General features: G+C 64.5%; 25 protein-coding genes. 15 read left to right on the top strand and 10 right to left on the bottom strand.

Annotated features, from left to right (window positions below; genetic code table 11):
* Both LB538_RS23550 and LB538_RS23545 read left to right on the top strand, forming a co-directional pair.
* Positions 1-1,452, top strand: a complete 1,452-nt coding sequence (locus tag LB538_RS23550; RefSeq protein WP_224532215.1) for an amidase — start codon at positions 1-3, stop codon at positions 1,450-1,452.
* A 93-nt stretch (positions 1,453-1,545) separates the two neighbouring features.
* Entirely contained in the window at positions 1,546-2,160 is a 615-nt protein-coding gene (locus LB538_RS23545) for a LysE family translocator (RefSeq protein ID WP_224532216.1), read from the top strand.
* A 165-nt stretch (positions 2,161-2,325) separates the two neighbouring features.
* On the opposite strand, the gene LB538_RS23540 is transcribed toward LB538_RS23545, so the two are convergent.
* Complete coding sequence (locus LB538_RS23540) at positions 2,326-3,267, bottom strand: nucleoside hydrolase (protein ID WP_224532217.1); 942 nt, start codon at positions 3,265-3,267, stop codon at positions 2,326-2,328.
* A gap of 241 nt (positions 3,268-3,508) precedes the next feature.
* Between LB538_RS23540 and LB538_RS23535 the strand changes: the two genes are divergently transcribed.
* A complete protein-coding gene (locus tag LB538_RS23535; RefSeq protein ID WP_095769269.1) occupies positions 3,509-3,934 on the top strand; it encodes an Hsp20 family protein in 426 nt (141 codons plus the stop codon).
* Positions 3,935-3,997: 63 nt separating this feature from the next.
* Entirely contained in the window at positions 3,998-4,255 is a 258-nt protein-coding gene (locus LB538_RS23530) for a DUF1150 family protein (protein WP_036257920.1), read from the top strand.
* A gap of 89 nt (positions 4,256-4,344) precedes the next feature.
* Here LB538_RS23530 and ptsN read toward each other — a convergent pair whose 3' ends face one another.
* The 6 genes from ptsN to lptC form a co-directional block, all read right to left on the bottom strand.
* Positions 4,345-4,809: a PTS IIA-like nitrogen regulatory protein PtsN gene (ptsN, locus tag LB538_RS23525; protein WP_042641064.1), complete on the bottom strand. Its 465-nt coding sequence runs from the start codon at positions 4,807-4,809 to the stop codon at positions 4,345-4,347.
* A 61-nt stretch (positions 4,810-4,870) separates the two neighbouring features.
* A complete protein-coding gene (gene hpf / locus LB538_RS23520) occupies positions 4,871-5,458 on the bottom strand; it encodes a ribosome hibernation-promoting factor, HPF/YfiA family (RefSeq protein ID WP_095769268.1) in 588 nt (195 codons plus the stop codon).
* Between the two features lie 305 nt (positions 5,459-5,763).
* Complete coding sequence (gene rpoN, locus LB538_RS23515; RefSeq protein WP_224532218.1) at positions 5,764-7,293, bottom strand: RNA polymerase factor sigma-54; 1,530 nt, start codon at positions 7,291-7,293, stop codon at positions 5,764-5,766.
* Positions 7,294-7,468: 175 nt separating this feature from the next.
* On the bottom strand, positions 7,469-8,287 hold the full coding sequence (gene lptB, locus LB538_RS23510; protein WP_095769266.1) for an LPS export ABC transporter ATP-binding protein: 819 nt from the start codon (positions 8,285-8,287) through the stop codon (positions 7,469-7,471).
* Complete coding sequence (locus tag LB538_RS23505) at positions 8,287-8,877, bottom strand: LptA/OstA family protein (RefSeq protein ID WP_224532219.1); 591 nt, start codon at positions 8,875-8,877, stop codon at positions 8,287-8,289. The genes lptB and LB538_RS23505 overlap by 1 nt, the downstream gene beginning before the upstream one ends.
* Entirely contained in the window at positions 8,864-9,577 is a 714-nt protein-coding gene (gene lptC / locus LB538_RS23500; protein ID WP_224532220.1) for an LPS export ABC transporter periplasmic protein LptC, read from the bottom strand. The genes LB538_RS23505 and lptC overlap by 14 nt, the downstream gene beginning before the upstream one ends.
* A gap of 391 nt (positions 9,578-9,968) precedes the next feature.
* On the opposite strand from lptC, the gene sppA reads away from it, so the two are divergent.
* The 4 genes from sppA (at position 9,969) to LB538_RS23480 (ending at position 12,890) form a co-directional block, all read left to right on the top strand.
* Positions 9,969-10,925, top strand: coding sequence for a signal peptide peptidase SppA (gene sppA, locus LB538_RS23495; protein WP_224532221.1), 957 nt, complete (start codon positions 9,969-9,971; stop codon positions 10,923-10,925).
* Positions 10,926-11,002: 77 nt separating this feature from the next.
* The gene (locus tag LB538_RS23490) at positions 11,003-11,287 is read left to right on the top strand and encodes an integration host factor subunit beta (RefSeq protein ID WP_027165368.1); all 285 of its coding nucleotides are present in this window, start codon (positions 11,003-11,005) and stop codon (positions 11,285-11,287) included.
* Positions 11,288-11,404: 117 nt separating this feature from the next.
* On the top strand, positions 11,405-11,737 hold the full coding sequence (locus LB538_RS23485; RefSeq protein WP_224532222.1) for a LapA family protein: 333 nt from the start codon (positions 11,405-11,407) through the stop codon (positions 11,735-11,737).
* 190 nt (positions 11,738-11,927) lie between these two features.
* Entirely contained in the window at positions 11,928-12,890 is a 963-nt protein-coding gene (locus LB538_RS23480; RefSeq protein WP_224532223.1) for an ornithine cyclodeaminase family protein, read from the top strand.
* A gap of 60 nt (positions 12,891-12,950) precedes the next feature.
* Here LB538_RS23480 and LB538_RS23475 read toward each other — a convergent pair whose 3' ends face one another.
* Entirely contained in the window at positions 12,951-13,322 is a 372-nt protein-coding gene (locus LB538_RS23475) for a VOC family protein (RefSeq protein ID WP_224532224.1), read from the bottom strand.
* Between the two features lie 70 nt (positions 13,323-13,392).
* Positions 13,393-14,103, bottom strand: coding sequence for a helix-turn-helix transcriptional regulator (locus LB538_RS23470; protein WP_224532225.1), 711 nt, complete (start codon positions 14,101-14,103; stop codon positions 13,393-13,395).
* A gap of 101 nt (positions 14,104-14,204) precedes the next feature.
* Here LB538_RS23470 and LB538_RS23465 point away from each other — a divergent pair, with 101 nt between their 5' ends.
* From LB538_RS23465 to LB538_RS23435, 7 genes are all read left to right on the top strand, one after another.
* Entirely contained in the window at positions 14,205-14,690 is a 486-nt protein-coding gene (locus LB538_RS23465; RefSeq protein WP_224532226.1) for a DUF1772 domain-containing protein, read from the top strand.
* A gap of 88 nt (positions 14,691-14,778) precedes the next feature.
* Complete coding sequence (locus LB538_RS23460) at positions 14,779-15,861, top strand: class I SAM-dependent rRNA methyltransferase (RefSeq protein ID WP_224532227.1); 1,083 nt, start codon at positions 14,779-14,781, stop codon at positions 15,859-15,861.
* Positions 15,862-16,722, top strand: coding sequence for a TrmH family RNA methyltransferase (locus LB538_RS23455; protein WP_224532228.1), 861 nt, complete (start codon positions 15,862-15,864; stop codon positions 16,720-16,722).
* 10 nt (positions 16,723-16,732) lie between these two features.
* Complete coding sequence (gene lspA, locus LB538_RS23450; RefSeq protein WP_140845247.1) at positions 16,733-17,221, top strand: signal peptidase II; 489 nt, start codon at positions 16,733-16,735, stop codon at positions 17,219-17,221.
* A 55-nt stretch (positions 17,222-17,276) separates the two neighbouring features.
* Complete coding sequence (locus LB538_RS23445; protein ID WP_224532229.1) at positions 17,277-18,266, top strand: MDR family oxidoreductase; 990 nt, start codon at positions 17,277-17,279, stop codon at positions 18,264-18,266.
* A gap of 124 nt (positions 18,267-18,390) precedes the next feature.
* The gene (locus LB538_RS23440) at positions 18,391-20,673 is read left to right on the top strand and encodes a PAS domain-containing hybrid sensor histidine kinase/response regulator (protein ID WP_224532230.1); all 2,283 of its coding nucleotides are present in this window, start codon (positions 18,391-18,393) and stop codon (positions 20,671-20,673) included.
* A 183-nt stretch (positions 20,674-20,856) separates the two neighbouring features.
* On the top strand, positions 20,857-21,744 hold the full coding sequence (locus LB538_RS23435; RefSeq protein WP_095769253.1) for a GNAT family N-acetyltransferase: 888 nt from the start codon (positions 20,857-20,859) through the stop codon (positions 21,742-21,744).
* Between the two features lie 93 nt (positions 21,745-21,837).
* Here the strand turns inward: LB538_RS23435 and LB538_RS23430 are convergent, their stop codons facing one another.
* Positions 21,838-22,470, bottom strand: coding sequence for a trimeric intracellular cation channel family protein (locus tag LB538_RS23430; RefSeq protein ID WP_095769252.1), 633 nt, complete (start codon positions 22,468-22,470; stop codon positions 21,838-21,840).
* Positions 22,471-22,514 lie beyond the last annotated feature (44 nt).

The raw sequence follows: 22,514 nt of genomic DNA, 5'->3' as shown, positions 1-22,514 counted from the left end.
ATGCGCCCCGTCACAAAACATGCCGTGCCGCCGGCCGGCGATATCTGCCGCCTCTCCGCCGTTGAGCTCGCTGAAGGCATCAGACGGCGTCGCTTTTCGGTTCGCGAGGTGGTCGGCGCGTTCCTCGACCGCATCGAGGCCGTGAACCCACAGGTCAATGCCATCGTCTCGCTGCGCGAGCGCGCCGATGTCCTTGCCGAGGCCGGCAGGGCCGATGCTCATCTCGCCCGTGGCGGCGAGGCCGGATCGCTGTACGGCCTGCCGATCGCCATCAAGGACCTTGCCCAGACCAAGGGGCTCAGAACCACCTTCGGCTCGCCGATCTTTGCCGATTTCATTCCCGACACGGACGACTTCTTCGTCGAGCGCGTCCGCGAGGCCGGGGCCATCATCATCGGCAAGACCAATGTTCCGGAATTCGGCCTCGGCTCCAACACCTACAATCCGGTTTTCGGGCCGACGCTCAACGCCTTCGACCCGGCGCTGACCGCCGGCGGCTCGAGCGGCGGCGCGGCCGTGGCGCTGGCGCTCGACATGGTGCCGGTCGCCGACGGCAGCGACTTCGGCGGTTCGCTGCGCAATCCGGCGGCCTACAACAATGTCTACGGCTTCCGTCCCTCGCAGGGCTTGGTGCCTGCTGGCCCGGACGTCGATGTCTTCCATTCGCAGATGGGCGTCGAGGGCCCGATGGGCCGCAGCGTGCGCGACATCGCGCTGCTCCTCGACGAACAGGCGGGCTATCACCCGCATGCACCGCTTTCGCACGACAAGACGGGCTCGTTCCTTGAAGGTTTGCGGACCAAAGCGTCAGGCGGCCGCATCGCCTGGCTGGGCGACCTCGGCGGTCGCTTGCCGACGGAGCCCGGCGTGCTTGACCTTTGCGAGGCTGCGCTTGCCCGCTTCGCCGATGCTTCCTTCCACAGCGAGGCCTTGCTGCCGGATGTCGACTTCGAGGCGCTGTGGCAGGCTTTTGTCACCTTGCGCCAGGCGAGCAGCGGCTGCGGGCTGAAGGCGCATTACGACGATCCGGCAAAACGCAGGCTTCTGAAGCCCGAGGCTGTCTGGGAAGTGGAGCAGGCGATGCGCCTGACCGCGCCGCAGATCCATGCCGCGACCGTCCGGCGCACCTCGTGGCACCGCACGCTGCTGTCGCTGTTCGAGCGCTTCGACCTGATCGCGCTGCCCACTGCCCAGGTCTTCCCGTTCGACGTGACCACCCACTGGCCGCGCGAGGTCGCGGGGCGAACCATGGACAGCTATCACCGCTGGATGCAGGTCTCCGCTTTCGCCACGCTGGGCGGCTGCCCGGCGCTCAACGTGCCGGCCGGCTTCGACGAGAAGGGCCGGCCCATGGGCATGCAGTTGATCGGCCGCCCGCGCGGCGATCTCGCCGTGCTCAAGGCCGGCGCCGCCTACGAGGCAACCCTGCCATGGGCGGCGGGAGCTGCATGACGGGCCGCCCTGTCCGGCCAGCTTGCGCCAGCGTCAATCCCGTGCATTGATCGCGCTCCGCCCAAGTCGGCGCTGTCCTGTTCGAGAGAAATCATGTCGCTGGAACTCTACGCCACCTATGTCGTCGCCTGCATCGTCATCATCCTGGTGCCGGGACCCACGGTCACGCTGATCATCGCCAACAGCATCCGCCACGGCTCGCGCTCCGGCTTGGCCAACGTCGCCGGCACGCAGGCCGGGCTCGCCATCATGATCGCCATCGTCGGCATCGGCCTCAACACGCTGATCGCCGGCATGGGCCACTGGTTCGAATGGGTGCGACTGATCGGCGCCGCTTATCTCATCTGGATGGGCGTGCAGATGTTTCGCGCCAAAGGCGCGCTGAACCCCGACGGCTCGGCCAAAAAGCCGCGCGGCGGCTTCTTCCTGCAGGGTTTTCTGGTGGCGATCTCAAATCCGAAGACCTTGGTGTTCTTCGGCGCCTTCTTCCCGCAGTTCATTTCACCGCAAGGCAATTATACGCTGCAGATCATCGTCATGGGCCTGACCGCGATGATCTTCGCCGCCATGTCGGACTCGACCTATGCCCTTGCCGCTGGCCGCGCCGGGCGCGTTCTGTCGGCCAGCCGCGTCAAGCTGATGTCGCGCATCAGCGGCAGCTTCCTGGTCGGCGGCGGACTGTGGCTGGCATTCTCGAAGGCGAAGTAGCACCTCTCCCTTCTCCCCTTGTGGGAGAAGGTGGATCGGCGCGATAGCGCCGAGACGGATGAGGGGTGTTCCAGCGGAGTGAGACGTCGGCGTTCCCTGGAACACCCCTCATCCGACCGAGCTTCGCTCGGCCACCTTCCCCCACAAGAGGGGAAGGAAAGGCCCTTACAGCCGCCCGAGCCGCTCCACCAGCAGCGCGAAGAAGCCGTCATGGTCGATGTCGCGCATCACCATGGCGTTCTTTTTGCGCTTGGTGACGCCCCACCAGTCGATCACCGTCATGCCCATGGTGAGCTCGGAGGTCGTCTCGACGCTGACATTGCAGTGGCGGCCCTTGAACAGCTCCGGTTTGACGAGATAGGCGATCACGCACGGGTCGTGCAGCGGCCCGCCATCGGTGCCGTATTTCTCCTCGTCATAGCGCTCGAAGAACTCCAGCATCTCGGCGGTCGCGGTGCCGACCTTGGTGCCGAGCTTGCGGAAGGCCTGGATGCGCTCGGACGTGGTCAGCGCCTGGTGGGTGACGTCGAGCGGCATCATCACGATCGGAATGCCCGATTTGAACACCAGATCGGCGGCCTGCGGGTCGACATAGATATTGAATTCGGCGGCCGGCGTGACATTGCCGCCCTCGAAGAAGCCGCCGCCCATCAGGACGATTTCCTTGATCCGCGGCGCGATCCTGGGCTCGCGGATCAGCGCCAGCGCGATGTTGGTGAGCGGTCCGAGCGGGCAGAGCGTGATGGTGCCGCTTTCCTCGCGCATCAGCGTCTCGACGATGAAATCGACGGCATATTGTTCCTGGAGCGGCATGGTCGGCTCGGGCAGCTGCGGGCCGTTCAGGCCGGTCTTGCCATGCACCTCCTCGGCGGTGACGAGTTCACGCGCCAGCGGCCGGATGGCGCCGGCATAGACCTTGATGTCGGGCCGGCCGGCCAGCTCGCATATCTTGCGGGCGTTGTTCTGGGTCAGATTCAGCGGCACGTTGCCGGCTACCGCGGTGATGCCGACGATCTCCAGCTCGGAACTGCCGAGCGCCAGCAATATGGCGACGGCATCGTCCTGGCCGGGATCCGTGTCGATGATGATCTTTCTGGACTGGGGCATTTCAATTCCTTTTGGGAAGTCTTTTTGGGCGGGTTTTAGAGCATGGTTCCCGGAAGGTGGGAACCGGTTTTCGGACGAAATCATGCTCCAATGAAAGGCTGGATGAAGATGACGGTTCGACGAAACGCCATCCTGATTGGCGGCTTGAACTTGATCGCGCGACGGACCATATCAAGACCATCGGGAAAAATGCCATCCGGGTTTTTCCAGTTTGTGTCGCTCTTCAGAGGACAGTGTAACAATGAGTCGAATGACGCCTTTCTCCAGCCCGCTTCTCCTGGGTTTTGATGCCATGGAAAAGACGCTTGAGCGTCTGGCGAAGTCCGGCGACAGCTACCCTCCGTACAATATCGAGCGCCTCAATGCCGCCGACGGCAAGGCCGAAAGGCTGCGCATCACGCTGGCGGTTGCCGGTTTTGCAGAAAGCGACCTCGATGTCACCACGGAGGAAAACCAGCTGATCGTGCGCGGTCGTCAGACCGACGACACCGAGCGCGAATTCCTGCACCGCGGCATCGCCGCGCGCCAGTTCCAGCGCTGCTTCGTGCTGGCCGACGGCATGCGGGTGATCGCGGCGGAACTGAAGAACGGTCTGCTGTCGATCGATCTCGATCGGCCGGAGTCCGAGCGGATGGTACGGAAAATAAACATATCGGTGAAAGACTGACCTTTGCCGATGGCTTTATGCGAGGCGGCCGATCCTGGCGTCCTCGCGCCAAGGAGGCTTGAAATGACCAGAACTGACGAAACGATCACCATGACCAGCGGCGAACTCGCCCATCTCGGCGAAGGTTCGGTCGCTTATCTCAGGAAAGTGTCGAGCGACGACCTGCGCGGCCGCTTCCCCGGCCTCGGCGAGATCGCGCCCGGCCTGGAGCTGTGGGCGCTGTTTGCCGCCAATGGCCAGCCGATTCTGCTTTCCGACGCCCGTGACCGGGCACTGGCGGGTGCGTTGGAGAACGACCTGACCACTGTCGCCATTCACTAAGGCGATTGCTGGCAGTCTGAAATGGAAAGGGCCGCTCCCGGCGGCCCCTCTAGGGTTTCATCCCAAAAACCAGGTTCGATCCCAAAACGTCAGGCCGCGTGCGAGGCCTGCGTATCCGACAAGAGCGCGTGGATCGCCACCGCGTCGCGCGTGCCCCTGATCTTGGCAACCGTGTCGGCATCGCGCAGCACGCGTGCGATGCGCGACAGCGCCTTGAGATGGTCGGCGCCGGCTCCTTCCGGCGCAAGCAGCAAAAACACCAGGTCGACCGGCTGGTCGTCCAGCGCCTCGAAATCGACCGGCGTTTCCAGCCGGGCGAAGACGCCGGCGATCCGCTTCACGCCGGCGAGCTTGCCATGAGGAATGGCAATGCCGTTGCCGACGCCGGTCGAGCCCAGCCGCTCGCGCTGCAGGATGGTGTCGAACACCTCCCGCTCCGGAATCCCCGAAATCGCCGCCGCCCTCTCCGACAGCAATTGCAGAAGCTGCTTTTTGGAATTCGCCTTCAACGCCGGCATGATCGCCGGAACGCTGATGAGATCGCTGAGATCCATGCTTGAAAAATCCCTTGCTCGCCTGCCGCGCCAGTCGTCGCCCCCTTGCGCGGCTGGCTTTTTATCCTTGCGCGACTTTGGTCGTCGACGGATCGATCCAGCCGATGTTGCCATCCGGCCGGCGGTAGACGATGTTGAGATGGTCGGTTCCGGCGTTGCGGAACAGGAAGACCGGGCTGTCGCTGTTGTCGAGCTCGATGACCGCCGAAGCCACCGACATGGTCCGCAGCGTCAAGCTTGATTCGGCGACGATGACCGGAGCGAAGTCCTCCGGAATGTCTTCCTCGTCATCGGTGAGGGGAGCCATCACGGTGTAGGCGATGTCGGTCGGCTCTTCGCCATTGCCGTTGCCGGTGTTGCGCGACTTCAGCCGGCGCTTGTAGCGCCGCAGCCGCGTTTCCAGGCGGTCGGCCGCCGCCTCGAAGGCAAGCGTCGGGTCCTGGGCGTCGCCGGTCGCCTGCAAAGAAGCGCCGGAATCGAGCCGGACCATGCAGTCGGCGGAGAAACGCGACCCCGATTTGATGACCGTGACATGTCCTGAAAAACCCCGATCGAAATATTTCTCGATCGCCTCGCCGACCCGGTCGTTGATGCGTGTGCGGAACGCATCGCCGATGTCCATGTGTTTTCCCGAAATGCGTAGATTCATCTGAAAACTGACCTTCCTTGCTCAGGCTTCAAACTGTTCCCGAGTTTATACCCGTGGTGCGCGCGCACAAGCTTTGCAGCGGCATGCGCGCCGATTTTAGACCCGAACTTTCCGGTTGATCACAAGTCGCCTTCTTGGCCGTCCATGGCCGTGTCTGACGGACCCATTCGCTAGCGGGCATCACCGCCCTGCTCCATGCGGGCGGGCTTCTAGACACTTCATTGCGGCTTGTCAATGAAACTCGGGAATTGTGGGAAATCAGCACCGTCTCGCACCGGCCAGGGCTTGTCGAGATTCGCATCGGCCTAGCGGCCGGCGTTCGCGAGCGCCCGCTTCTCCCGCCGCCGCTGCACCGACGAGGGAATGTTCATGCCTTCGCGATATTTCGCGACGGTGCGGCGCGCGATGTCGACCCCACTTTCCTTGAGCATGTCGACGATGGCGTCGTCGGAAAGCACGTCGATGGGCTTTTCCTCGTCGATCATCTGCTTGATGCGGTCGCGCACGGCCTCGGACGAATGCGCTTCGCCGCCTTCCGCGGAGGCAATCGACGCGGTGAAGAAATAGCGCAGCTCGAAGACGCCGCGCGGCGTCAGCATATATTTGTTGGCGGTGACGCGGCTGACCGTCGATTCATGCATGCCGATGGCGTCGGCCACCGTACGCAGGTTGAGCGGCTTGAGATGGCGCACGCCATGGACGAGGAAAGCGTCCTGTTGCCGCACGATCTCGGACGCCACCTTGAGAATGGTCTTGGCCCGTTGATCGAGGCTGCGCGTCAGCCAGTTGGCGTTCTGCAGGCATTCGGCGAGAAACTCTTTTTCCGCCTGGTCCTTGGCATGGCTCGAAATGCGGGCGAAATAGACATTGTCCACCAGCACGCGAGGCAGCGTATCGGCATTGAGCTCCACCGCCCAGCTGCCGTCATTGGCGGCGTGCACCTCGACATCGGCGACGATCGCGTCGCTCGCGCCGCCCGAAAACGCCAGGCCGGGCCGCGGATCGAGCGCGCGGATCTCGGCCAGCATGTCGAGCAGGTCTTCCTCGTCGACGCCGCAGATGCGTTTCAGCGACTGGAAATCCCGCCGCGCCAGAAGCTCGAGGTTGGCGACCAGCGCCTTCATCGCCGGATCGAGCCGGTCGCGCACCGCCAGTTGCAGCGACAGGCACTCGGCAAGGTCGCGCGCGAAAAGTCCTGCTGGCTCGAAGGTCTGGCACACGCCAAGCACCCGCGCCACCGCCGCGCCGTCCGTGCCGAGCCGAACCGCGATCTCGTCGAGTTCGGTGCGCAGGTACCCGGCTTCGTCGAGCCCCTCGGCCAGCTCACCCGCGATAAGGCGTTCGCCGGGGCTCAAGGAGGCAAGCGCGATTTGCTCGCCGACATGTTCGCGCAGCGTGATGGCGGCCGCGGCCATGTCGCCGACGTCGAACCCCTCGGACGATGCTGCGCCCGCGCCGCCCCCGGCGGCCGACTTCCATTGCGCCGTGAGATCCGGCCCCAGCCTCTCGCTAGTGCCTGGGTCGTCTGGAAACAGGTTCTCCAGGGAAGAATCGAGCTTTTGCGAGATCGCTTCCGCGCTCCACTCCATCTCGCCCTCGAACCAGTCGCCGTCGGTGCCCTTTTCCGGCGATGTCTCGCTTTTCTGGGATAGATCGCCGGCGGCATCGTCCTGCGGCTCGGCCCGTTCCAGCAGCGGGTTGCGCTCGATCTCCTCGTCGATGAAGCGCTCGAGCTCGACATGGGTGAGCTGCAGCAGCCTAATCGACTGCATCAGCTGCGGCGTCATCACCAGCGACTGGGATTGTCTGAGCTGCAGTTTGGCTGCCAGCGCCATGATGGACTTCAAACGCCTCGTCTACGCGTCGACTGTTTTCGGTCGGGCATAGAAACTGGCCCGGCTTTTGCTTGTCAAGCAAAACGCTAGCAGTTGCGGCTTACCGGAGCGTTATCGAGCGCTAAAATGACCGAAAGCCGTGACGCGGCCATCCAAACCGCGTCGAAACCCGCGGTCAGAGCGTGAAACCCTCGCCGAGATAGAGACGCCGCACATCGGCGTTGGCGACGATCTCGTCGGCGCGGCCATGCGTCAGCACCTGACCGGCATGGATGATGTAGGCGCGGTCGATCAGGCCGAGCGTCTCGCGCACATTGTGGTCGGTGATCAAGACGCCGATGCCGCGCGCCGTGAGGTGGCGAACGAGCTGCTGGATGTCGGCGACGGCGATCGGATCGATGCCGGCGAAGGGCTCGTCGAGCAGCATATAGGCAGGCCGCGTCGCCAGCGCCCGCGCGATTTCGAGGCGACGCCGTTCGCCGCCCGACAGCGACATGGACGGCGCCTTGCGCAGATGGCTGATGTGAAACTCCTCGAGCAGCTCGTCGAGCGTTCGCTCGCGTTCCTTGCGGCTCTTTTCCACCACCTCCAGCACGGCCCGGATGTTCTGCTCGACATTCAGGCCGCGGAAGATCGACGCTTCCTGCGGCAGATAGCCGATGCCGAGGCGGGCCCGCCGGTACATCGGCATCGAGGTGACATCGAAGCCGTCGATCTCGATCGAACCTTCGTCGACGGGAACAAGGCCGGTGACCATATAGAAACAGGTGGTCTTGCCAGCGCCGTTGGGGCCGAGCAGGCCGACAGCCTCACCGGCGCGCACGCCGAGCGTCACACCGCTCACCACCTTGCGGCCCTTGTAGCTCTTGGTCAGCCCCTTGGCGATCAGGGTGCCCTTGAACTTCGCCTTGTCGGCGCCGACCGTCGCCGGCGCAGCGGGTTGTGCGGCTGCCCGTCCCGGGAGACGGGCCAGCAGCGAAGTCACGCCGGCCATTACTTGCTCGACGCTCCCTGCTGCGCGTCCTGTTTCTGCGGCTTGAACATCATGATGACGCGAGGACAGCCTTCGACATTGCCGAGGCCGCTCTTCATCTGCACGGTGAGCTTGCAGCCCTTGAGCACATTGTCGCCCTGCGACAGCACCACTTCCTTGCCAGAAAGCACCAGCACCTGCGTCTTCATGTCGAATTTGCCGGTGTCGCCGGTGGCGATCTGGTCGTTCGATTTGATGTAGACTTTGTTCTCGACCTCGAGATGGTCGATATTGGCGGCGCCCGTCATCGCCGATGCGCCTGCTGCGGCACTTTTGCCGGCATTGGCATCCTTGACATAGTAGACCGTCATCTTGCCGGCCTTGAGCAGGGTCGGCCCCTGATTGACCGTCACATTGCCGCTGAACACGGCCATGCTTTCGGCCTGGCGGACCTCGAGCTTGTCGCTTTCGATCTGGATCGGCTGGTCACCCGACAGCTTGAGCCCGGGAATCTGGCTGGTCGCGCTCGACTGCGCGAACGAATGCGCCGTTGCCAAAAACAGCAATGCGGAAGCAGCGCCCGGAAGCCATGCGGATTTACTGCGACGCATTCTGTTCTCCACCGTTTACCCCCGCTGCCTTCAACGCAGTTGGATCTATGTTGACGCGAACCCGGCTCTCGAAGACCACGAGCCTGCCATTGTCCTCGACCGACATCGAGTCCGCGGTGATGCGCGACCCGCCACGGCTGACGTCGACCGGATTGCTCGTCTTCATAGAGCCTTTGCCCATGTCTAGGAAGATCGATTTGAACTTCGCCATCAGGCCGTCCGTCGTCGTCACGCTGACGTCGCTGGTCAGATCCATCGTGTTGGCGTCGCGATTGTAGATACCGTGCGCGGCATCCACCGAGACGATGTTGTCGGTGGCGACGGGCAGTCTGGCGTTGATGCCTTCGAGGTCGATGACGGCCTGCTGGCCGACATCCTGCGTCGCCCTGGTCGCCGTCAGCGAATATGGCAGCTTCTGCTTGGTGAAGCCGTTGAGCTTCGGATTGGCCATCACCAGCTTGCCACCGGAAAACGCCGTGCCGTCGGCCTGCACCGATACCGACAGCGGCGCTTTGAGGTAGGAATAGACCGGAAAGGCGACGGCGATCGCGACCGCGAGCAGCGGTACCGCAAATTTCAGCACGCGGACGCGGCGCGAGTGCCGCCGGGCGCGGTTGAACGCATCGCCACGCGTGCCGCCTTGGTTCGCGGGAGCCGATGCCTCACCGGCATCGCTCGTTTCGTCAGATCGCGCCAACATGACTTTTCTAATGGACCTTTGCCCGCCCAAACACCGCCTATAGGTGGTATGCCGGCACCTACAAGCAAGCACAAGCGGAGGAAAACTGCAAAAATGTGACAGCTGCCGCGCGCAAAATCGAAAGGAATTCGGCGAGACGGCCTGTACTTCATAGCAGATACGGACTGCTTGCGTTAATTTTTCGTGAGCCCGGCGTCACCGCCGGAGGCCGAAGCCGGGCCTTTCGGAACAGTTCCGGGAAAGCTGCGAGCGGTTTCCGACAGGAATTGCATCAGACAAGAAAGTAGAGGGGTCACCCTTCTGTGAAGCGGATGACCCGCGCCAGGAAACGGTAGCCGTGTGTAGAAGCTTGCTTTAAAAGCGTGCTTTCCCACCACCCATGAGGCTGACAATGGCAATGAGAGCCGACGACTTGATCGACCGCCGCCGCTTGCGCCGCAAGCTGACGTTCTGGCGCGTGGTCGCGTTTCTGGTTCTGGCGGCAGCGATCATCGCCTTCTCGACCTGGGTCTATGACGACAATTTTACCGGCCGGGCGGTCCCCCACATCGCCAAGGTCAAGATCGAAGGCACCATCACCGAGGACGAGGAGCTGCTCAAAAGGCTGGAATCGATCCGCAAGTCGCCGGAGGTGAAGGGCGTCATCCTTTCGATCGATTCGCCCGGAGGCACCACGGTCGGCGGCGAGTCCACATTCGACGCCGTGCGCAAGCTTGCCGGTGACAAGCCGGTGGTGGCCGAAGTCGGCACGCTGGCGGCATCGGCCGGCTATATGATCGCAAGTGCAGCCGACCACATTGTCGCCTGCAAGACATCGATCGTCGGCTCGATCGGGGTGCTGATCCAGTATCCCGACGTCAGCGGTCTCATGGACAAGCTCGGCATCAAGCTGGAGGAGGTGAAATCGTCGCCGCTCAAGGCTTCGCCCTCGCCCTTCAAGCCGACCAATGACGACGAGCGCGCCATGGTGCGCAAGCTGATCCTCGACAGCTACGACTGGTTCGTCGGCATCGTCGCCGATCGCCGGAAGATGACGCATGAGCAGGCGCTGGCGCTGGCCGACGGTTCGATCTTCACCGGCCGCCAGGCTTTGGCCAACCACCTGGTCGACGCCGTCGGCGGCGAGCAGGAGGCGATCGACTGGCTGGCGACGAAGGGCGTGGACAGCAAGCTCAAGGTCGTCGAGTGGAAGGACAAGGACAGGCGTGGCGGTTTCCTGTTTTCCCAGTCGATGGCAAAAGTGGCGGCCAAGGCGCTCGGCCTGCCGGATGCCGGCGGCGATATCATTCACGAACTTGGCGCCGACCGCTTGTTTCTTGACGGTCTCGTTTCGGTCTGGCACCCTTAAGGTGCCGTTGGGACGAGCCGAAAAAGCAATAAAATCATCCTGATAATCGGTTGCAGTGGTTTTACGGGGAATGTTCTATGATCAAATCCGAACTTGTGCAGATCATTGCTGCACGCAACCCGCACCTTTTCCTGCGCGACGTCGAAAACATCGTCGGCGCGATCTTTGACGAGATCACCGACGCGCTTGCTGAGGGCAACCGGGTCGAGTTGCGCGGTTTCGGTGCCTTTTCGGTGAAGAACCGTCCGGCCCGCACCGGCCGCAACCCGCGCACCGGCGAGTCCGTCGAGGTCGAGGAAAAATGGGTGCCGTTCTTCAAGACCGGCAAGGAGTTGCGCGAAAGGCTGAACGGCGGCAAATAGGCGCCGGGCCGGCGGGTCGAAACGGCATCTTTGCGCCTAAAGGCATGTCTCCCGAAAGTGGAGACCGGTTTCAGGACAAGACATGCGCGCTTCAAGAAGCCTCTCCATGGAGATTTGATGTTCAATCGCTTCGTCCTCGTCGTGGTCTTCGTGCCGCTGGCCGTCATCCTGATCGCGCTCGCCGTCGCCAATCGCGGCCCTGTCGCCTTCACGGTCGATCCATTTCATCCCGGCAATCCCGCGCTGACGCTGAACCTGCCGCTTTTCATCTTCCTGTTCCTGGCTTTGGCCATCGGCATGGTCGTCGGAAGCCTGGCCACCTGGGTGAAGCAGGGACGCTATCGCAAGCTCGCGCGCCAGCGCGGCCTCGAGGCGGAAAACCTGCGCCAGGCGGTGAGCCGCACGCCCGTGGCGCCCAAGCGACCGGCGCTGCCCAGCCCGACGAACTAATGCATATCGCCCAGAAGTGCGCAGCGGTTTTGGGACAACGACATGCATCGAACAAAGGCTTAAAGCGCGTCGCCTGAATCTGTTTTCAGCGCGACGCGCTTTAGCAATTCCAGGCAAAGTGCGTAGCGGTTTTCCGTCCGGAATTGCGTAGAAGACAGTCGAGCGTCATTTCGACACCACGGAGCTTTCAATGTTGACCATTTCGGCCGCCGAGGTCGACCGCGCGCTGACCTTTCCCGGCCTTGTCGAGACATTGCGCACGGCTTTTCGCGATGGCGCCGTGCAGCCGGTTCGTCACCATCATGGCGTTGAACGGCCGGACGGCGCCGCCTCGACCTTGCTTTTGATGCCGGCCTGGACCGACTTCAACGCCGCGGGCACCTCCGAGGGAGGCCATATCGGCGTCAAGATCGTCACCGTGTCGCCGGACAACAATGCCATCGGCAAGCCGGCGGTGATGGGCCTTTATCTTTTGCTCGACGGCCTCACCGGCGAGCCGCAAGCGCTGATCGACGGCCAACGGCTGACGCAGTGGCGTACGACCTGCGCCTCCGCGCTCGCCGCCTCCTATCTCGCCCGCAAGGACGCCTCGCGGCTTCTGGTGATCGGCGCCGGCGCGCTGTCGCCCTTCCTTGCCAAGGCGCATTCTGCAGTCAGGCCGATCACATCCATCCGCATCTGGAACCGCACGCCGGCCAATGCCGAAAAAGTGGCGGCGGCCTTGCGCGCCGAAGGCCTTCCGGCAAGTGCCGCCGGCGATCTCGACGCGGAGCTTGCCGAGGCCGACATCGTCGCTTCCGCGACCATCTCGAACACGCCGCTGGTCAAGGGCGCGCTGCTGAAGCCGGGCGCCCATGTCGATCTCGTCGGCGGCTTCACGCCGACGATGCGTGAGAGCGACGACGATGCGATCAAGCGCGCCCGCGTCTATGTCGACACCCGCGCCGGCGCCACCAAGGAAGCCGGCGACATCGTCCAGCCGCTGGCGTCAGGCGTGCTGAAGCCGGAAGCGATCGTCGCCGACCTGCACGAGCTCGCGCGCGGCGAGAAACAGGGCCGGCAAACCGACGACGAGATCACGCTGTTCAAGTCGGTCGGCGCGGCGCTAGAGGATCTCGCCGCCGGCGTCGCCGTCTACAACGCGCTCAAATAGGCAGTAGGGATTGGGCAGTAGGCAATAGGGAAGATAGGCCTACGGCCTACGGCCTACTGCCTACTGCTCAGTCGCCCAGTAGACGCGCAGGCGATGATTGTCGGGATCGAGCGCGACGAAGGTGCGGCCGAAATCAAGATCGGTTGGGGTCTGCAGAATGTTGAGGCTCCTGCCAGTCCAATCCGCATGGGTGGCATCGACCGCTGCCGCGTTCTCGACGGCAAGCACGAGCTCGCCGCCACCGCCCGCTGCCGCCGCAGCCGGTTCCACCGTGTGGCGCGACCAGAGGCCGAGCTTGAACCCCTTGTCGAGCACGAACATGACGAAGGTCGGCGAGGATTCGACCGGCTCGCGTCCGAGCAGTGAAGCGTAGAACGCGCCGCTCTTTTCCGGGCTGTCGACATAGAGGATGACGAAATTCGGCGTGGTCATATCTGATCTCCAAAGTGTCTGAACCTTGGAGACGATATGCGAACCAGCTGTCAGATTCTGGCAGCAGCGATCAGCCGGAAGCGTCTTTCGCGCCGTTCCGGCCGGGCGCGTCAAGGCTCGCCCGCCACTCCTTCAGCATCGCCTGGCGGCGGCGCGGATAGCGGATGTCTGTCGCTGTCAGGCCGGACATCCGGTCGGCGCGGAAATGCCGGAAATCCTGGCGCGTTTCGCACCACGCCACCATCACCCGCACCTTGTCGAAGAAGGCGAGCGCGAAGGGCCAAACCAGGCGCTTCGATGCCGCTCCCGCAGCGTCATGGTAGAGGAAGCCAAGCTTGCGCTCGTCGCGGATCGCCTGCCGCACGATGCCGAGGTCGATCGCTTCGGCATTTTCCGAGCCCGGCCCGACAAGCAGCGTCGTCGCATCGAGATCGTCGCGCAGGTCATCCGGCAGCACCGCCGCGATCTTGGCCAGCGCATCCGCCGCGGCGGCCGCCAGCCTTTTGTCCGGCTGCTTCGCCACCCAGCGCGAGCCGAGCACGATCGCCTCGATCTCCTCGTCGCTGAACATCAGCGGCGGCAGCATGAAGCCGGGCTTCAGCACATAGCCAAGCCCCGCCTCGCCCTCGATCGGCGCGCCCTGCCCCTGCAGCGTCGCGATGTCGCGATAGAGGGTACGGATCGACACGCCGATTGCGTCCGCAAGCGTGCGGCCGCTCACCGGCCGGCGATGGCGGCGAAGGATCTGAACGAGGTCGAGCAGGCGGGCTGAACGGGACATGAATGGCTAATCGGCGTGCCGGACAATAGGGCTGGCCTGCACATCGCGGCAAGCGACCTTCTGCCACGGAACGCCCGCGTCCCGTTCCCGTTCTCCCCACAATGGAGATGCGCGGGATCCTGCTGTTCTGGTCGGTGCTGACCGCTTTCGTCGCGGCGCTCAGCCTTGGGCCGTCCTTTGCCCATGTGCTGGAATCGCTGCCGAGGCTGACGAAATGGTCGCCGGCGCTCTGGCGAGAGGCGACGGTCTTCAACGGTCAATTCCTGCTCTTTGCCGTCATCGGAGCGCCGCTCGATATCGCAGCGATCCTCTGTCCGGCGCTGCTTGCCTGGATGCTGCGTGGGGACCCGTTTGCCTTCCGGTTCGTGCTCGCCGCCACACTGCTTTATGCCGTCTCGCTGGCGCTCTGGTTCGGACTGGTCAAGCCGGCCAACGACATTCTTGCGACCTGGGCGCCCGGACCGATCCCGGACGATTTCGAGGCCGTCCGGCTGCGTTGGGAGACCGGCCACATGGCGGTGGCCGCGGCGAAGGCGCTTGGCTTCGTTTCGCTTTGTTTCGGCCTGCTCGGTATCCGGCATGGTTGATGACAGCACCATTGAATGAGCCAGGCTTTGTTGCGCCGGTGGGCTGAGCTGTGGCAGAAGCGGGCCGAACCGCCGGAGATGACCTTTCTTGAAATCTTTTCGCGACAAACGCCGCGATGGCCGCCCGCATCCCGCAAGGGCGGAACAGTCCCGCCCGCGTGATGCGTTCGCGGCCGGACGGCAGCAGGCCGCACCTGCCGAGCGCCGTGAAACAAAGCCGGCGGAGCGGCAGGAAGCCAAGCCGGCGCCGCGCGTGCTTGCGCGCCGCGAGGGCGCGTTGCCCGCCGAGCGCCTGCCATTGATCCTCGAAGTCGCGCCCAATGCCGATTACGCCCTGCTGGACAGCGGCGCCGGCGAGAAGCTCGAGCAATACGGCCCCTACCGCATCGTGCGGCCCGAAGGCCAGGCGATCTGGCAGCGGGCCCTGCCGGCGAAGGAGTGGGAGCGCGCCGACGCCATCTTCACCGGCGACACCGACGAGGAAGGCATCGGCCGCTGGCGGTTTCCGAAGGCGCCGCTCGGCGAAACCTGGCCGATGAAGCATGACGGCATCGATTATCTCGGCCGCTTCACATCCTTCCGCCATGTCGGCGTCTTTCCGGAGCAAGCCTCGCATTGGGACCATATGGCGGGGCTGATCGCGTCGGCGAAGCGTCCGGTCAAGGTGCTGAACCTTTTCGGCTATACGGGGCTTGCCTCGCTGGTGGCGGCCCGCGCCGGCGCCGAGGTCACCCATGTCGACGCCTCGAAGAAGGCGATCGGCTGGGCGCGCGAGAACCAGGAGATGGCCGGCCTTGCCGACAAGCCGATCCGCTGGATCGTCGAGGACGCAATGAAATTCGCCGAGCGCGAGGAACGCCGCGGCAGCCGCTACGACATCGTGCTGTTCGATCCGCCGGCCTATGGCCGCGGACCCAAGGGCGAGGTCTGGCAATTGTTCGAGGACCTGCCGGGCCTCACCGAGCTTTGCCGCTCGATCCTGACGCCGAAACCGCTCGCCGTCGTCCTCACCGCCTATTCGATCCGCGCTTCCTTCTTCGCTATCCATGCGCTGATGCGCGATACCTTCGCCGGCATGGGCGGCACGGTCGAATCCGGCGAGCTGATCATTCGCGAGAAATCCGCCGGCCGCGCGCTGTCGACCTCGCTGTTCTCGCGCTGGGTGGCTTGAATGACGGCACATGACGGCGCTCGCCCGGTCGGGCAGGTCAAGGAAGTCACCAGCCTTGCCAATCCCCTGGTCAAGGACATCAAGGCGCTGGCGCTCAAGAAATTCCGCGACCAGCAGAACGCCTTCATGGCCGAGGGCCTGAAGCTGGTCATCGATGCCCTCGACCTCGGCTGGTCGATCAGGACCTTGGTCTTCGCCAAGGCCGGACGCGGCAACCCGGCCGTCGAAAAAGTCGCCGCGCGGACCGTTGCCGCCGGCGGCATGGTGCTCGAAGTTTCCGAAAAGGTGCTCGCTGCCATCACCCGCCGTGAGAACCCGCAAATAGTGGTCGGCGTCTTTGCGCAGCAGACGGTGCCGCTGAAGGACATCCGCGCCAGGGACGGCGATGTCTGGGTGGCGCTCGACCGGGTGCGCGACCCCGGCAATCTCGGCACCGTGATCCGCACCGTCGACGCCGTCGGCGCCAAGGGCGTCATCCTGGTCGGCGACACCACCGACCCGTTCTCGCTGGAGACGGTGCGCGCCACCATGGGCTCGATCTTCGCCGTGCCGGTCGCCAGGGCGACCGAGCAGGCCTTCCTCGCCTGGCGCCGCGATTTCTCCGGCCTTGTCGCCGGAACCCATCTCAAGGGCGCGGTCGACTATCGCTCGGTCGATTTCTCCAGGGGACCGGTCCTGCTGCTGATGGGCAACGAGCAGCAGGGCCTGCCGGACAGTCTCGCCGAAAGCTGCGACCGGCTGCTCAGAATTCCCCAGGCAGGCCGGGCCGATTCGCTCAATCTGGCGGTCGCCACCGGCGTGATGTTGTTCGAGATCCGGCGCGGCGCGTTGAAGCTCGAGCCTGCCAACGACATCCGATGAGGACTACCAAATGAAATCCTGGTCCCCTTACGCGGTGCTGGTCGTCATCGCCATCGCGCTCGACCAGTGGATCAAGCAGCTGGTCGAGAACGGTCTCGCCTTTCAGGAGAAGGTCGATCTGCTGCCATTCCTGGCGCTGTTCCGCACCTACAACACCGGCATCGCCTTCTCGATGTTCCAGTCCTTCGGCGATACCGGCCTGGTGGTCATCGCCGTGCTGGTCGTCGCCTTCGTGCTCTATCTCGCCACGCGCACGTCGGCCGGCCATGTCGTCGCTCGTATCGGCTTTGCGCTGATCATCGGCGGCGCGCTCGGCAACCTCATCGACCGCGCCGTCTACGGTCACGTCATCGACTACATCCTGTTCCACACGCCCGTCTGGTCCTTCGCGGTCTTCAATCTCGCCGACACCTTCATCTCGGTCGGCGCAGCGCTTGTCGTCTTCGACGAGCTGATCGGCTGGCGGCGCGAAGCCAAGTCCCAAGACCTTGGCAATTGACCTCACGCGGTTGAAACCGCAGACTTCCTCATCAGCCAGAGGCGAGGAGAAAATCATGCCCGACACCTTCAAAGCCATCCTCGTCTCGCGCGATGCCGACAAGAAACAGTCCGTCGATGTCGTCGACCTCGCCGAGGCCGACCTGATGGAAGGTGACGTCACCGTCGCCGTCGAGGCGACGACGGTGAACTACAAGGACGGGCTCGCCATCACCGGCAAGGCCCCGGTCGTGCGCCGCTGGCCGCTGGTTCCAGGCATCGATTTCGCCGGCACCGTGATCTCCTCCTCGCATGCCGACTGGCGCAAGGGAGACAAGGTGATCCTCAACGGCTGGGGCGTCGGCGAGACGCATTACGGCGCCTATGCCGGCCGCGCCCGCGTCAAGGGCGACTGGCTGGTGCCGCTGCCCGAGGGCATGAGCGCGCATGATGCGATGGCTGTCGGCACGGCGGGCTACACGGCAATGCTCTCGGTCATGGCGCTGGAGCGGCACGGAATCGTGCCGGACCGCGGTCCCGTGGTGGTGACGGGCGCTGCCGGCGGCGTCGGCTCGGTCGCCATCTCGATCCTGTCGAGCCTCGGCTATCATGTCATCGCCTCGACCGGCCGCAACGCCGAGAGCCCGTATCTGATCGATCTTGGCGCGGCCGAGGTGATCTCGCGCGAAGAGCTCAGCCAGCCCGCGAAACCGCTCGCCAAGGAGCGCTGGGCAGGCGGCGTCGACTCGGTCGGCAGCCATACCTTGGCCAATGTGCTGTCGATGACCTCCTATGGCGGCGCGATCGCCGCCTGCGGCCTGGCCGGCGGCATGGATCTGCCCGGAAGCGTCGCGCCCTTCATTCTGCGTGGCGTCTCGCTGCTCGGCATCGATTCGGTGATGGCGCCGAAGCCGGTACGCCTGGAAGCATGGCGCCGCATCGGCACCGACCTCGACTCCAAGAAGCTGTCGACGTTGTCCCGCACGATCGGTTTCGACGGCATTGTCGCCGCCGCGCGCGATATCGTCGAGGGCAAGGTCAGGGGTCGCGTCGTTGTCGATATGTAGCTCGCAACGACCTCGCGAAGCTCGGTTTCGCCCGCGCATGCGGGCGGTCGGAATCCGCGCGATTCGCTAAAATTCGAACGATCCCTCCCAGCCTTCCATAATTTCTGTCTGGCATGGTCTGCGCATGGTCGCGGTCTCCGACATCAGACAGGACAGCAAAGCCGCCGGCGCTGACAGGCTCATCCCCGATGCGCCGAAGCGGCAGGTGCTCGTCGCGCCGCCGCTGGCTCCCGACCTGCCGGGGGCCCGCCACGACGGCCTGCTCTTCCTGACGATCGTTGCCGCCATCGCCATCATGGCGGGGCTCGCGCATCTCACCGGAGCGCCGCTCATCATCACCGCCGGCCTCGCCGCCATAGCCTTTGCGGGCTTGGCCATGCATCTGCGCAGCCGTCGCGATGAGCGCCGCACCGCAGCGCTTCTCGACGAGACCGCCGCGCGCAGCCGCGCCGAGATCGAAACCCTCGCCGACCGCATGTGGGAGATGCAGGAGAGCGAGGAGCGCTTCCGCGGCCTGATCGACGCGCTGGGCGACCTCGTCGTCCATCGCGATCGCGACGGCCACATCGTTTATGCCAACAGCGTCTTTGCCTCGCTTGTCGAGCTCGATGCGCGCGATCTTGCCGGCAAGACCTTGTCCGAGCTTGGCATCGATGTCGGCATCGTTCCCGACGCCGCCTTCTCCGATCATGAATGCCTGAGCTCGACCGATGTCGCGATCCGCACCCCGAACGGACCACGCTGGTTCTCCTGGATCGAATTGTCGGTGCGCGACAAGGACACGGGCGCGGTCTCGCACCGGGCGATCGCCCGCGACATCACCGCCCGCAAGCGCGCCGAATCCTCGCTGATCACCGCGCGCGAACGGGCCGAATATGCCAGCCAGGCCAAGTCACGCTTCCTCGCCACCGTCAGCCATGAGATCCGCACGCCGATGAACGGCATCATGGGCATGGCGAAGCTGCTTGCCGATACCGACCTCTCGCCCGAACAGCGCACCTATGTCGGCGCCGTTTCCACCTCGGCCAGCGCGCTGCTCGCGCTCATCGAGGACCTGCTCGACTATTCCAAGATCGAGGCCGGCCGCTTCGAACCCGAGCCCCAGCCGACCTCGCTGCGCGAGATCGCCGACAACATCATCGAACTTCTGGCCGCAAAGGCCTTCGCCAAGAACATCGGCCTCGGCTGCCATGTCGAGCCCGATGTGCCGCAGATGATCACCGCCGATCCAGGCCGCGTGCGCCAGGTGCTGCTCAACCTCATCGGCAATGCGGTGAAGTTCACCGACACGGGCGGGGTGCTGCTGAGCGTGGCGCGCGCCCGCAGCGAAACCACCGACCGTATCTGCTTCACCATCGCCGACACCGGCCCGGGCCTGCGCGAAGAGGACATGGAGCGCATTTTCGAGGAATTCGAGCAGTCCGACGGCACCTCGACCAGGGTGCATGGCGGCGCTGGCCTCGGGCTTGCCATCTCGAAGCGGCTGGCGACGGCGATGGGCGGCTCGATCTCGGTTTCGAGCCGGCTCGGCGAAGGATCCGAATTCGTCCTGGAGCTTCCGGCGGTCGCCGCGACCGAGCCGCCACCGCATCGCCACAACATCCTTGCCGACCGGCGGGCGGTAATCGTGTCGAAAAACGCCATCGAGGCCGATGCCATCGCCCGCGCGATCAAGGCCCATGGCGGCATCGTCGAGGTTGCCGCGACACCGAGCCAGGCCGCCCCCTTCGCTGCGGGCTGCAACGTCCTTCTGATCGATGCCGCGCTCGAAAACAGCGACGGGAGGCTGCTCAAGCGGCTGCGCGATTCTGGCTTTGCCGACTGCGAGGCCATCACCCTGATTGCGCCGACGGATCGCGGCATGCTCGGCGAATTCCGGGCCAGCGGCTACGCCACCTTCCTGGCCCGGCCGGTGCGGGGCGAGACCCTGCTGCGTGTGCTGTTGACCAGCCATGGCTCGGCGCTAGCCAAGCCGCTGCCGAAGCCGCGCGGTGCCCCCTCGGTGCGCAAGCGCGACCAGGGCCTGTCGGTGCTGATCGCGGAAGACAATGACATCAACGCCATGCTCGCCCGCGCCACGCTGCTCAAGGCCGGACACCGCGTCAAGATCGTCGGCAACGGCAAGGCCGCGGTCGATGCCGTTACCGATGCCGGCCTCAAGTTCCGCTTCGATGTGGTGCTGATGGACCTGCATATGCCTGTCATGGACGGGCTGGACGCGATCGCCGCCATCCGTCGCCATGAAGAGTCCCTGGCCATGCCCCCGATTCCGATCATGGTGCTTTCGGCCGACAGCCAGGAAAAGACCCGGCATGCCGTGCTTGCCCATGGCGCCAGCGGTTTCGTGACCAAGCCGCTCGACCCGGACGCGCTCGTCCAGGCGGTCGAGGGCCAGGTTGCCGCCTGAGGAAATTTCTAACCGTTGAACGCCTTGGCTTGCTTGGCTTCCGCGATCACAAGATAGCCGGTTGAGTGTATTGCCCAGCCGACAAAGTATTGCCCGCCACGTCGTATCACGGTACTGTCACAATCCTGTTGCACCTACACCGTATCCCCGTGCCAAGAGGGATGGCTCGAAGGAGAATCACTCGTGCATACAGTCGTGCCTGAATGTGACACTCGGCCGAATGCCGGCGGCGCCCTGCTCGCCGCCCGTACCGCCGACGCCGTCGCAAGCGGCGCTCCGCTGGGCCGCATCGGCAATCTCGAAGTGCGGCTCGCGCGCAACGAGGCCGAGATCGCCGCCGCCCAGGAAGTGCGCTACCGGGTATTCTACGACGAGCTTGGCGCGAGGAAGGACCTGTTCCAGGCGCAGGACCGGCGCGACGCCGACCGGTTCGACCCTCTCTGCGATCACCTTCTGGTGTTGGACAATTCCCTTCCCGGCCCTGAGCACCGCCGCATCGTCGGCACCTACCGCCTGCTGCGGCAGGAAATCGCCGCGACGGCCGGCGGCTTCTATTCCGAGGGCGAGTTCGAGCTCACCAAGCTGATTGCGCGGCATCCCGGCCAGCGCTTCCTCGAACTCGGCCGTTCCTGCGTTCTGCCGGAATACCGCTCCAAGCGCACCATCGAGGCGCTCTGGCAAGGCATCTGGGCCTATATCAACCACTACGACATCGGCGTGATGACCGGCTGCGCCTCGTTCCACGGCATCGTGCCGGCGGCGCATGCCGAGGCGCTGACCTATCTCGCCCATCATTGCCGCACCAACTCCGCCTGGGATGTTCGCGCGGTTCCGGGACGTTACTGCTCGATGGACCTGATGCCGATCGAGGCGGTGAACGCCAAGGCGGCGATCGCCGCCATGCCGCCGCTGGTCAAGGGTTATCTGCGCGTCGGCGCCCGCATCGGCGACGGCTGCGTCATCGACCACGAATTCTCGACCGTCGACGTCTTCGTCGTCATGCCGGTCAAGGAGATTGGCGCCCGCTATGTCAACTACTATGGCGGCGAAGGGCAGCGTTTCGCGGCATAGCGAATAGCGAATAGCGAATAGCGAATAGCGAATAGCGAATAGAAGAAAGTGGCGGGATCTGTTCCGTTCAACCCCTATTCGCTCCTCGCTCCCTCAGGGAATATCCTCCGGCCTTCGCCCCGGCCGGCTCTTATAGGCCGGAAACGACCAGCCGAATTTAAGCGCTCCGCCGCGCACCGCGAATGCCCCCGCGAAGCCGAGCAGGCTGGACGCCAGCGCCGGCAGGCCGGCAAGATCGCCAAGGGTGAAGATGGCGGCGCCGGCAAGCGCGGCCGTGACATAGATCTCGGGCCTGAGCAGCACCGATGGCTCGCCGGCAAGCAGGTCGCGCAGAATACCGCCGAAGGTCGCCGTCAAGACGCCGGTGATGACCGACACGACGGGCGAGCCGGTGATCGCCAGCCCCTTGGCCGCGCCCATCACCGAAAAAGCGGCAAGGCCGACGGCATCGAGCCACAGCAGCAGCTTGTAGCGGGATTCGAACCGGTGGGCGCTGAAGAAGACCAGCACCGCGACGACGGCGCAGATCAGTACATAACCGCTGTTGGCGACCCAGAACACCGGCAGGTTGAGGATGACGTCACGCAGCGTCCCGCCGCCGATGCCGGTGACGCTGGCCAGGAACAGAAAGCCGATGATGTCGAGTTCTTTGCGCGATGCGGCAAGCGCGCCCGTCGCCGCGAAGACGGCCACGCCGGCATAGTCGAGCGACGCGATGGGGTTCATGGGCGAGCGAGTAGTGAGTAGCGAATAGAGTAGGGAAATAGCAC

It is taken from the genome of Mesorhizobium sp. Ca11, assembly GCF_020165275.1.
Lineage (GTDB): Bacteria > Pseudomonadota > Alphaproteobacteria > Rhizobiales > Rhizobiaceae > Mesorhizobium.
Note: the sequence above shows the minus strand (reverse complement) of the source record. Positions and strands in the feature narration are given on the sequence as shown.

What these genes read in the sequence shown, in the direction of transcription:
- LB538_RS23550 (WP_224532215.1), top strand. Translation starts at nt 1, where the DNA reads ATGCGCCCCGTCACAAAACATGCCGTGCCGCCGGCCGGCGATATCTGC.
- LB538_RS23545 (WP_224532216.1), top strand. Translation starts at nt 1,546, where the DNA reads ATGTCGCTGGAACTCTACGCCACCTATGTCGTCGCCTGCATCGTCATC.
- LB538_RS23540 (WP_224532217.1), bottom strand. Translation starts at nt 3,267, where the DNA reads ATGCCCCAGTCCAGAAAGATCATCATCGACACGGATCCCGGCCAGGAC.
- LB538_RS23535 (WP_095769269.1), top strand. Translation starts at nt 3,509, where the DNA reads ATGAGTCGAATGACGCCTTTCTCCAGCCCGCTTCTCCTGGGTTTTGAT.
- LB538_RS23530 (WP_036257920.1), top strand. Translation starts at nt 3,998, where the DNA reads ATGACCAGAACTGACGAAACGATCACCATGACCAGCGGCGAACTCGCC.
- ptsN (WP_042641064.1), bottom strand. Translation starts at nt 4,809, where the DNA reads ATGGATCTCAGCGATCTCATCAGCGTTCCGGCGATCATGCCGGCGTTG.
- hpf (WP_095769268.1), bottom strand. Translation starts at nt 5,458, where the DNA reads ATGAATCTACGCATTTCGGGAAAACACATGGACATCGGCGATGCGTTC.
- rpoN (WP_224532218.1), bottom strand. Translation starts at nt 7,293, where the DNA reads ATGGCGCTGGCAGCCAAACTGCAGCTCAGACAATCCCAGTCGCTGGTG.
- lptB (WP_095769266.1), bottom strand. Translation starts at nt 8,287, where the DNA reads ATGGCCGGCGTGACTTCGCTGCTGGCCCGTCTCCCGGGACGGGCAGCC.
- LB538_RS23505 (WP_224532219.1), bottom strand. Translation starts at nt 8,877, where the DNA reads ATGCGTCGCAGTAAATCCGCATGGCTTCCGGGCGCTGCTTCCGCATTG.
- lptC (WP_224532220.1), bottom strand. Translation starts at nt 9,577, where the DNA reads ATGTTGGCGCGATCTGACGAAACGAGCGATGCCGGTGAGGCATCGGCT.
- sppA (WP_224532221.1), top strand. Translation starts at nt 9,969, where the DNA reads ATGGCAATGAGAGCCGACGACTTGATCGACCGCCGCCGCTTGCGCCGC.
- LB538_RS23490 (WP_027165368.1), top strand. Translation starts at nt 11,003, where the DNA reads ATGATCAAATCCGAACTTGTGCAGATCATTGCTGCACGCAACCCGCAC.
- LB538_RS23485 (WP_224532222.1), top strand. Translation starts at nt 11,405, where the DNA reads ATGTTCAATCGCTTCGTCCTCGTCGTGGTCTTCGTGCCGCTGGCCGTC.
- LB538_RS23480 (WP_224532223.1), top strand. Translation starts at nt 11,928, where the DNA reads ATGTTGACCATTTCGGCCGCCGAGGTCGACCGCGCGCTGACCTTTCCC.
- LB538_RS23475 (WP_224532224.1), bottom strand. Translation starts at nt 13,322, where the DNA reads ATGACCACGCCGAATTTCGTCATCCTCTATGTCGACAGCCCGGAAAAG.
- LB538_RS23470 (WP_224532225.1), bottom strand. Translation starts at nt 14,103, where the DNA reads ATGTCCCGTTCAGCCCGCCTGCTCGACCTCGTTCAGATCCTTCGCCGC.
- LB538_RS23465 (WP_224532226.1), top strand. Translation starts at nt 14,205, where the DNA reads ATGGAGATGCGCGGGATCCTGCTGTTCTGGTCGGTGCTGACCGCTTTC.
- LB538_RS23455 (WP_224532228.1), top strand. Translation starts at nt 15,862, where the DNA reads ATGACGGCACATGACGGCGCTCGCCCGGTCGGGCAGGTCAAGGAAGTC.
- lspA (WP_140845247.1), top strand. Translation starts at nt 16,733, where the DNA reads ATGAAATCCTGGTCCCCTTACGCGGTGCTGGTCGTCATCGCCATCGCG.
- LB538_RS23445 (WP_224532229.1), top strand. Translation starts at nt 17,277, where the DNA reads ATGCCCGACACCTTCAAAGCCATCCTCGTCTCGCGCGATGCCGACAAG.
- LB538_RS23440 (WP_224532230.1), top strand. Translation starts at nt 18,391, where the DNA reads ATGGTCGCGGTCTCCGACATCAGACAGGACAGCAAAGCCGCCGGCGCT.
- LB538_RS23430 (WP_095769252.1), bottom strand. Translation starts at nt 22,470, where the DNA reads ATGAACCCCATCGCGTCGCTCGACTATGCCGGCGTGGCCGTCTTCGCG.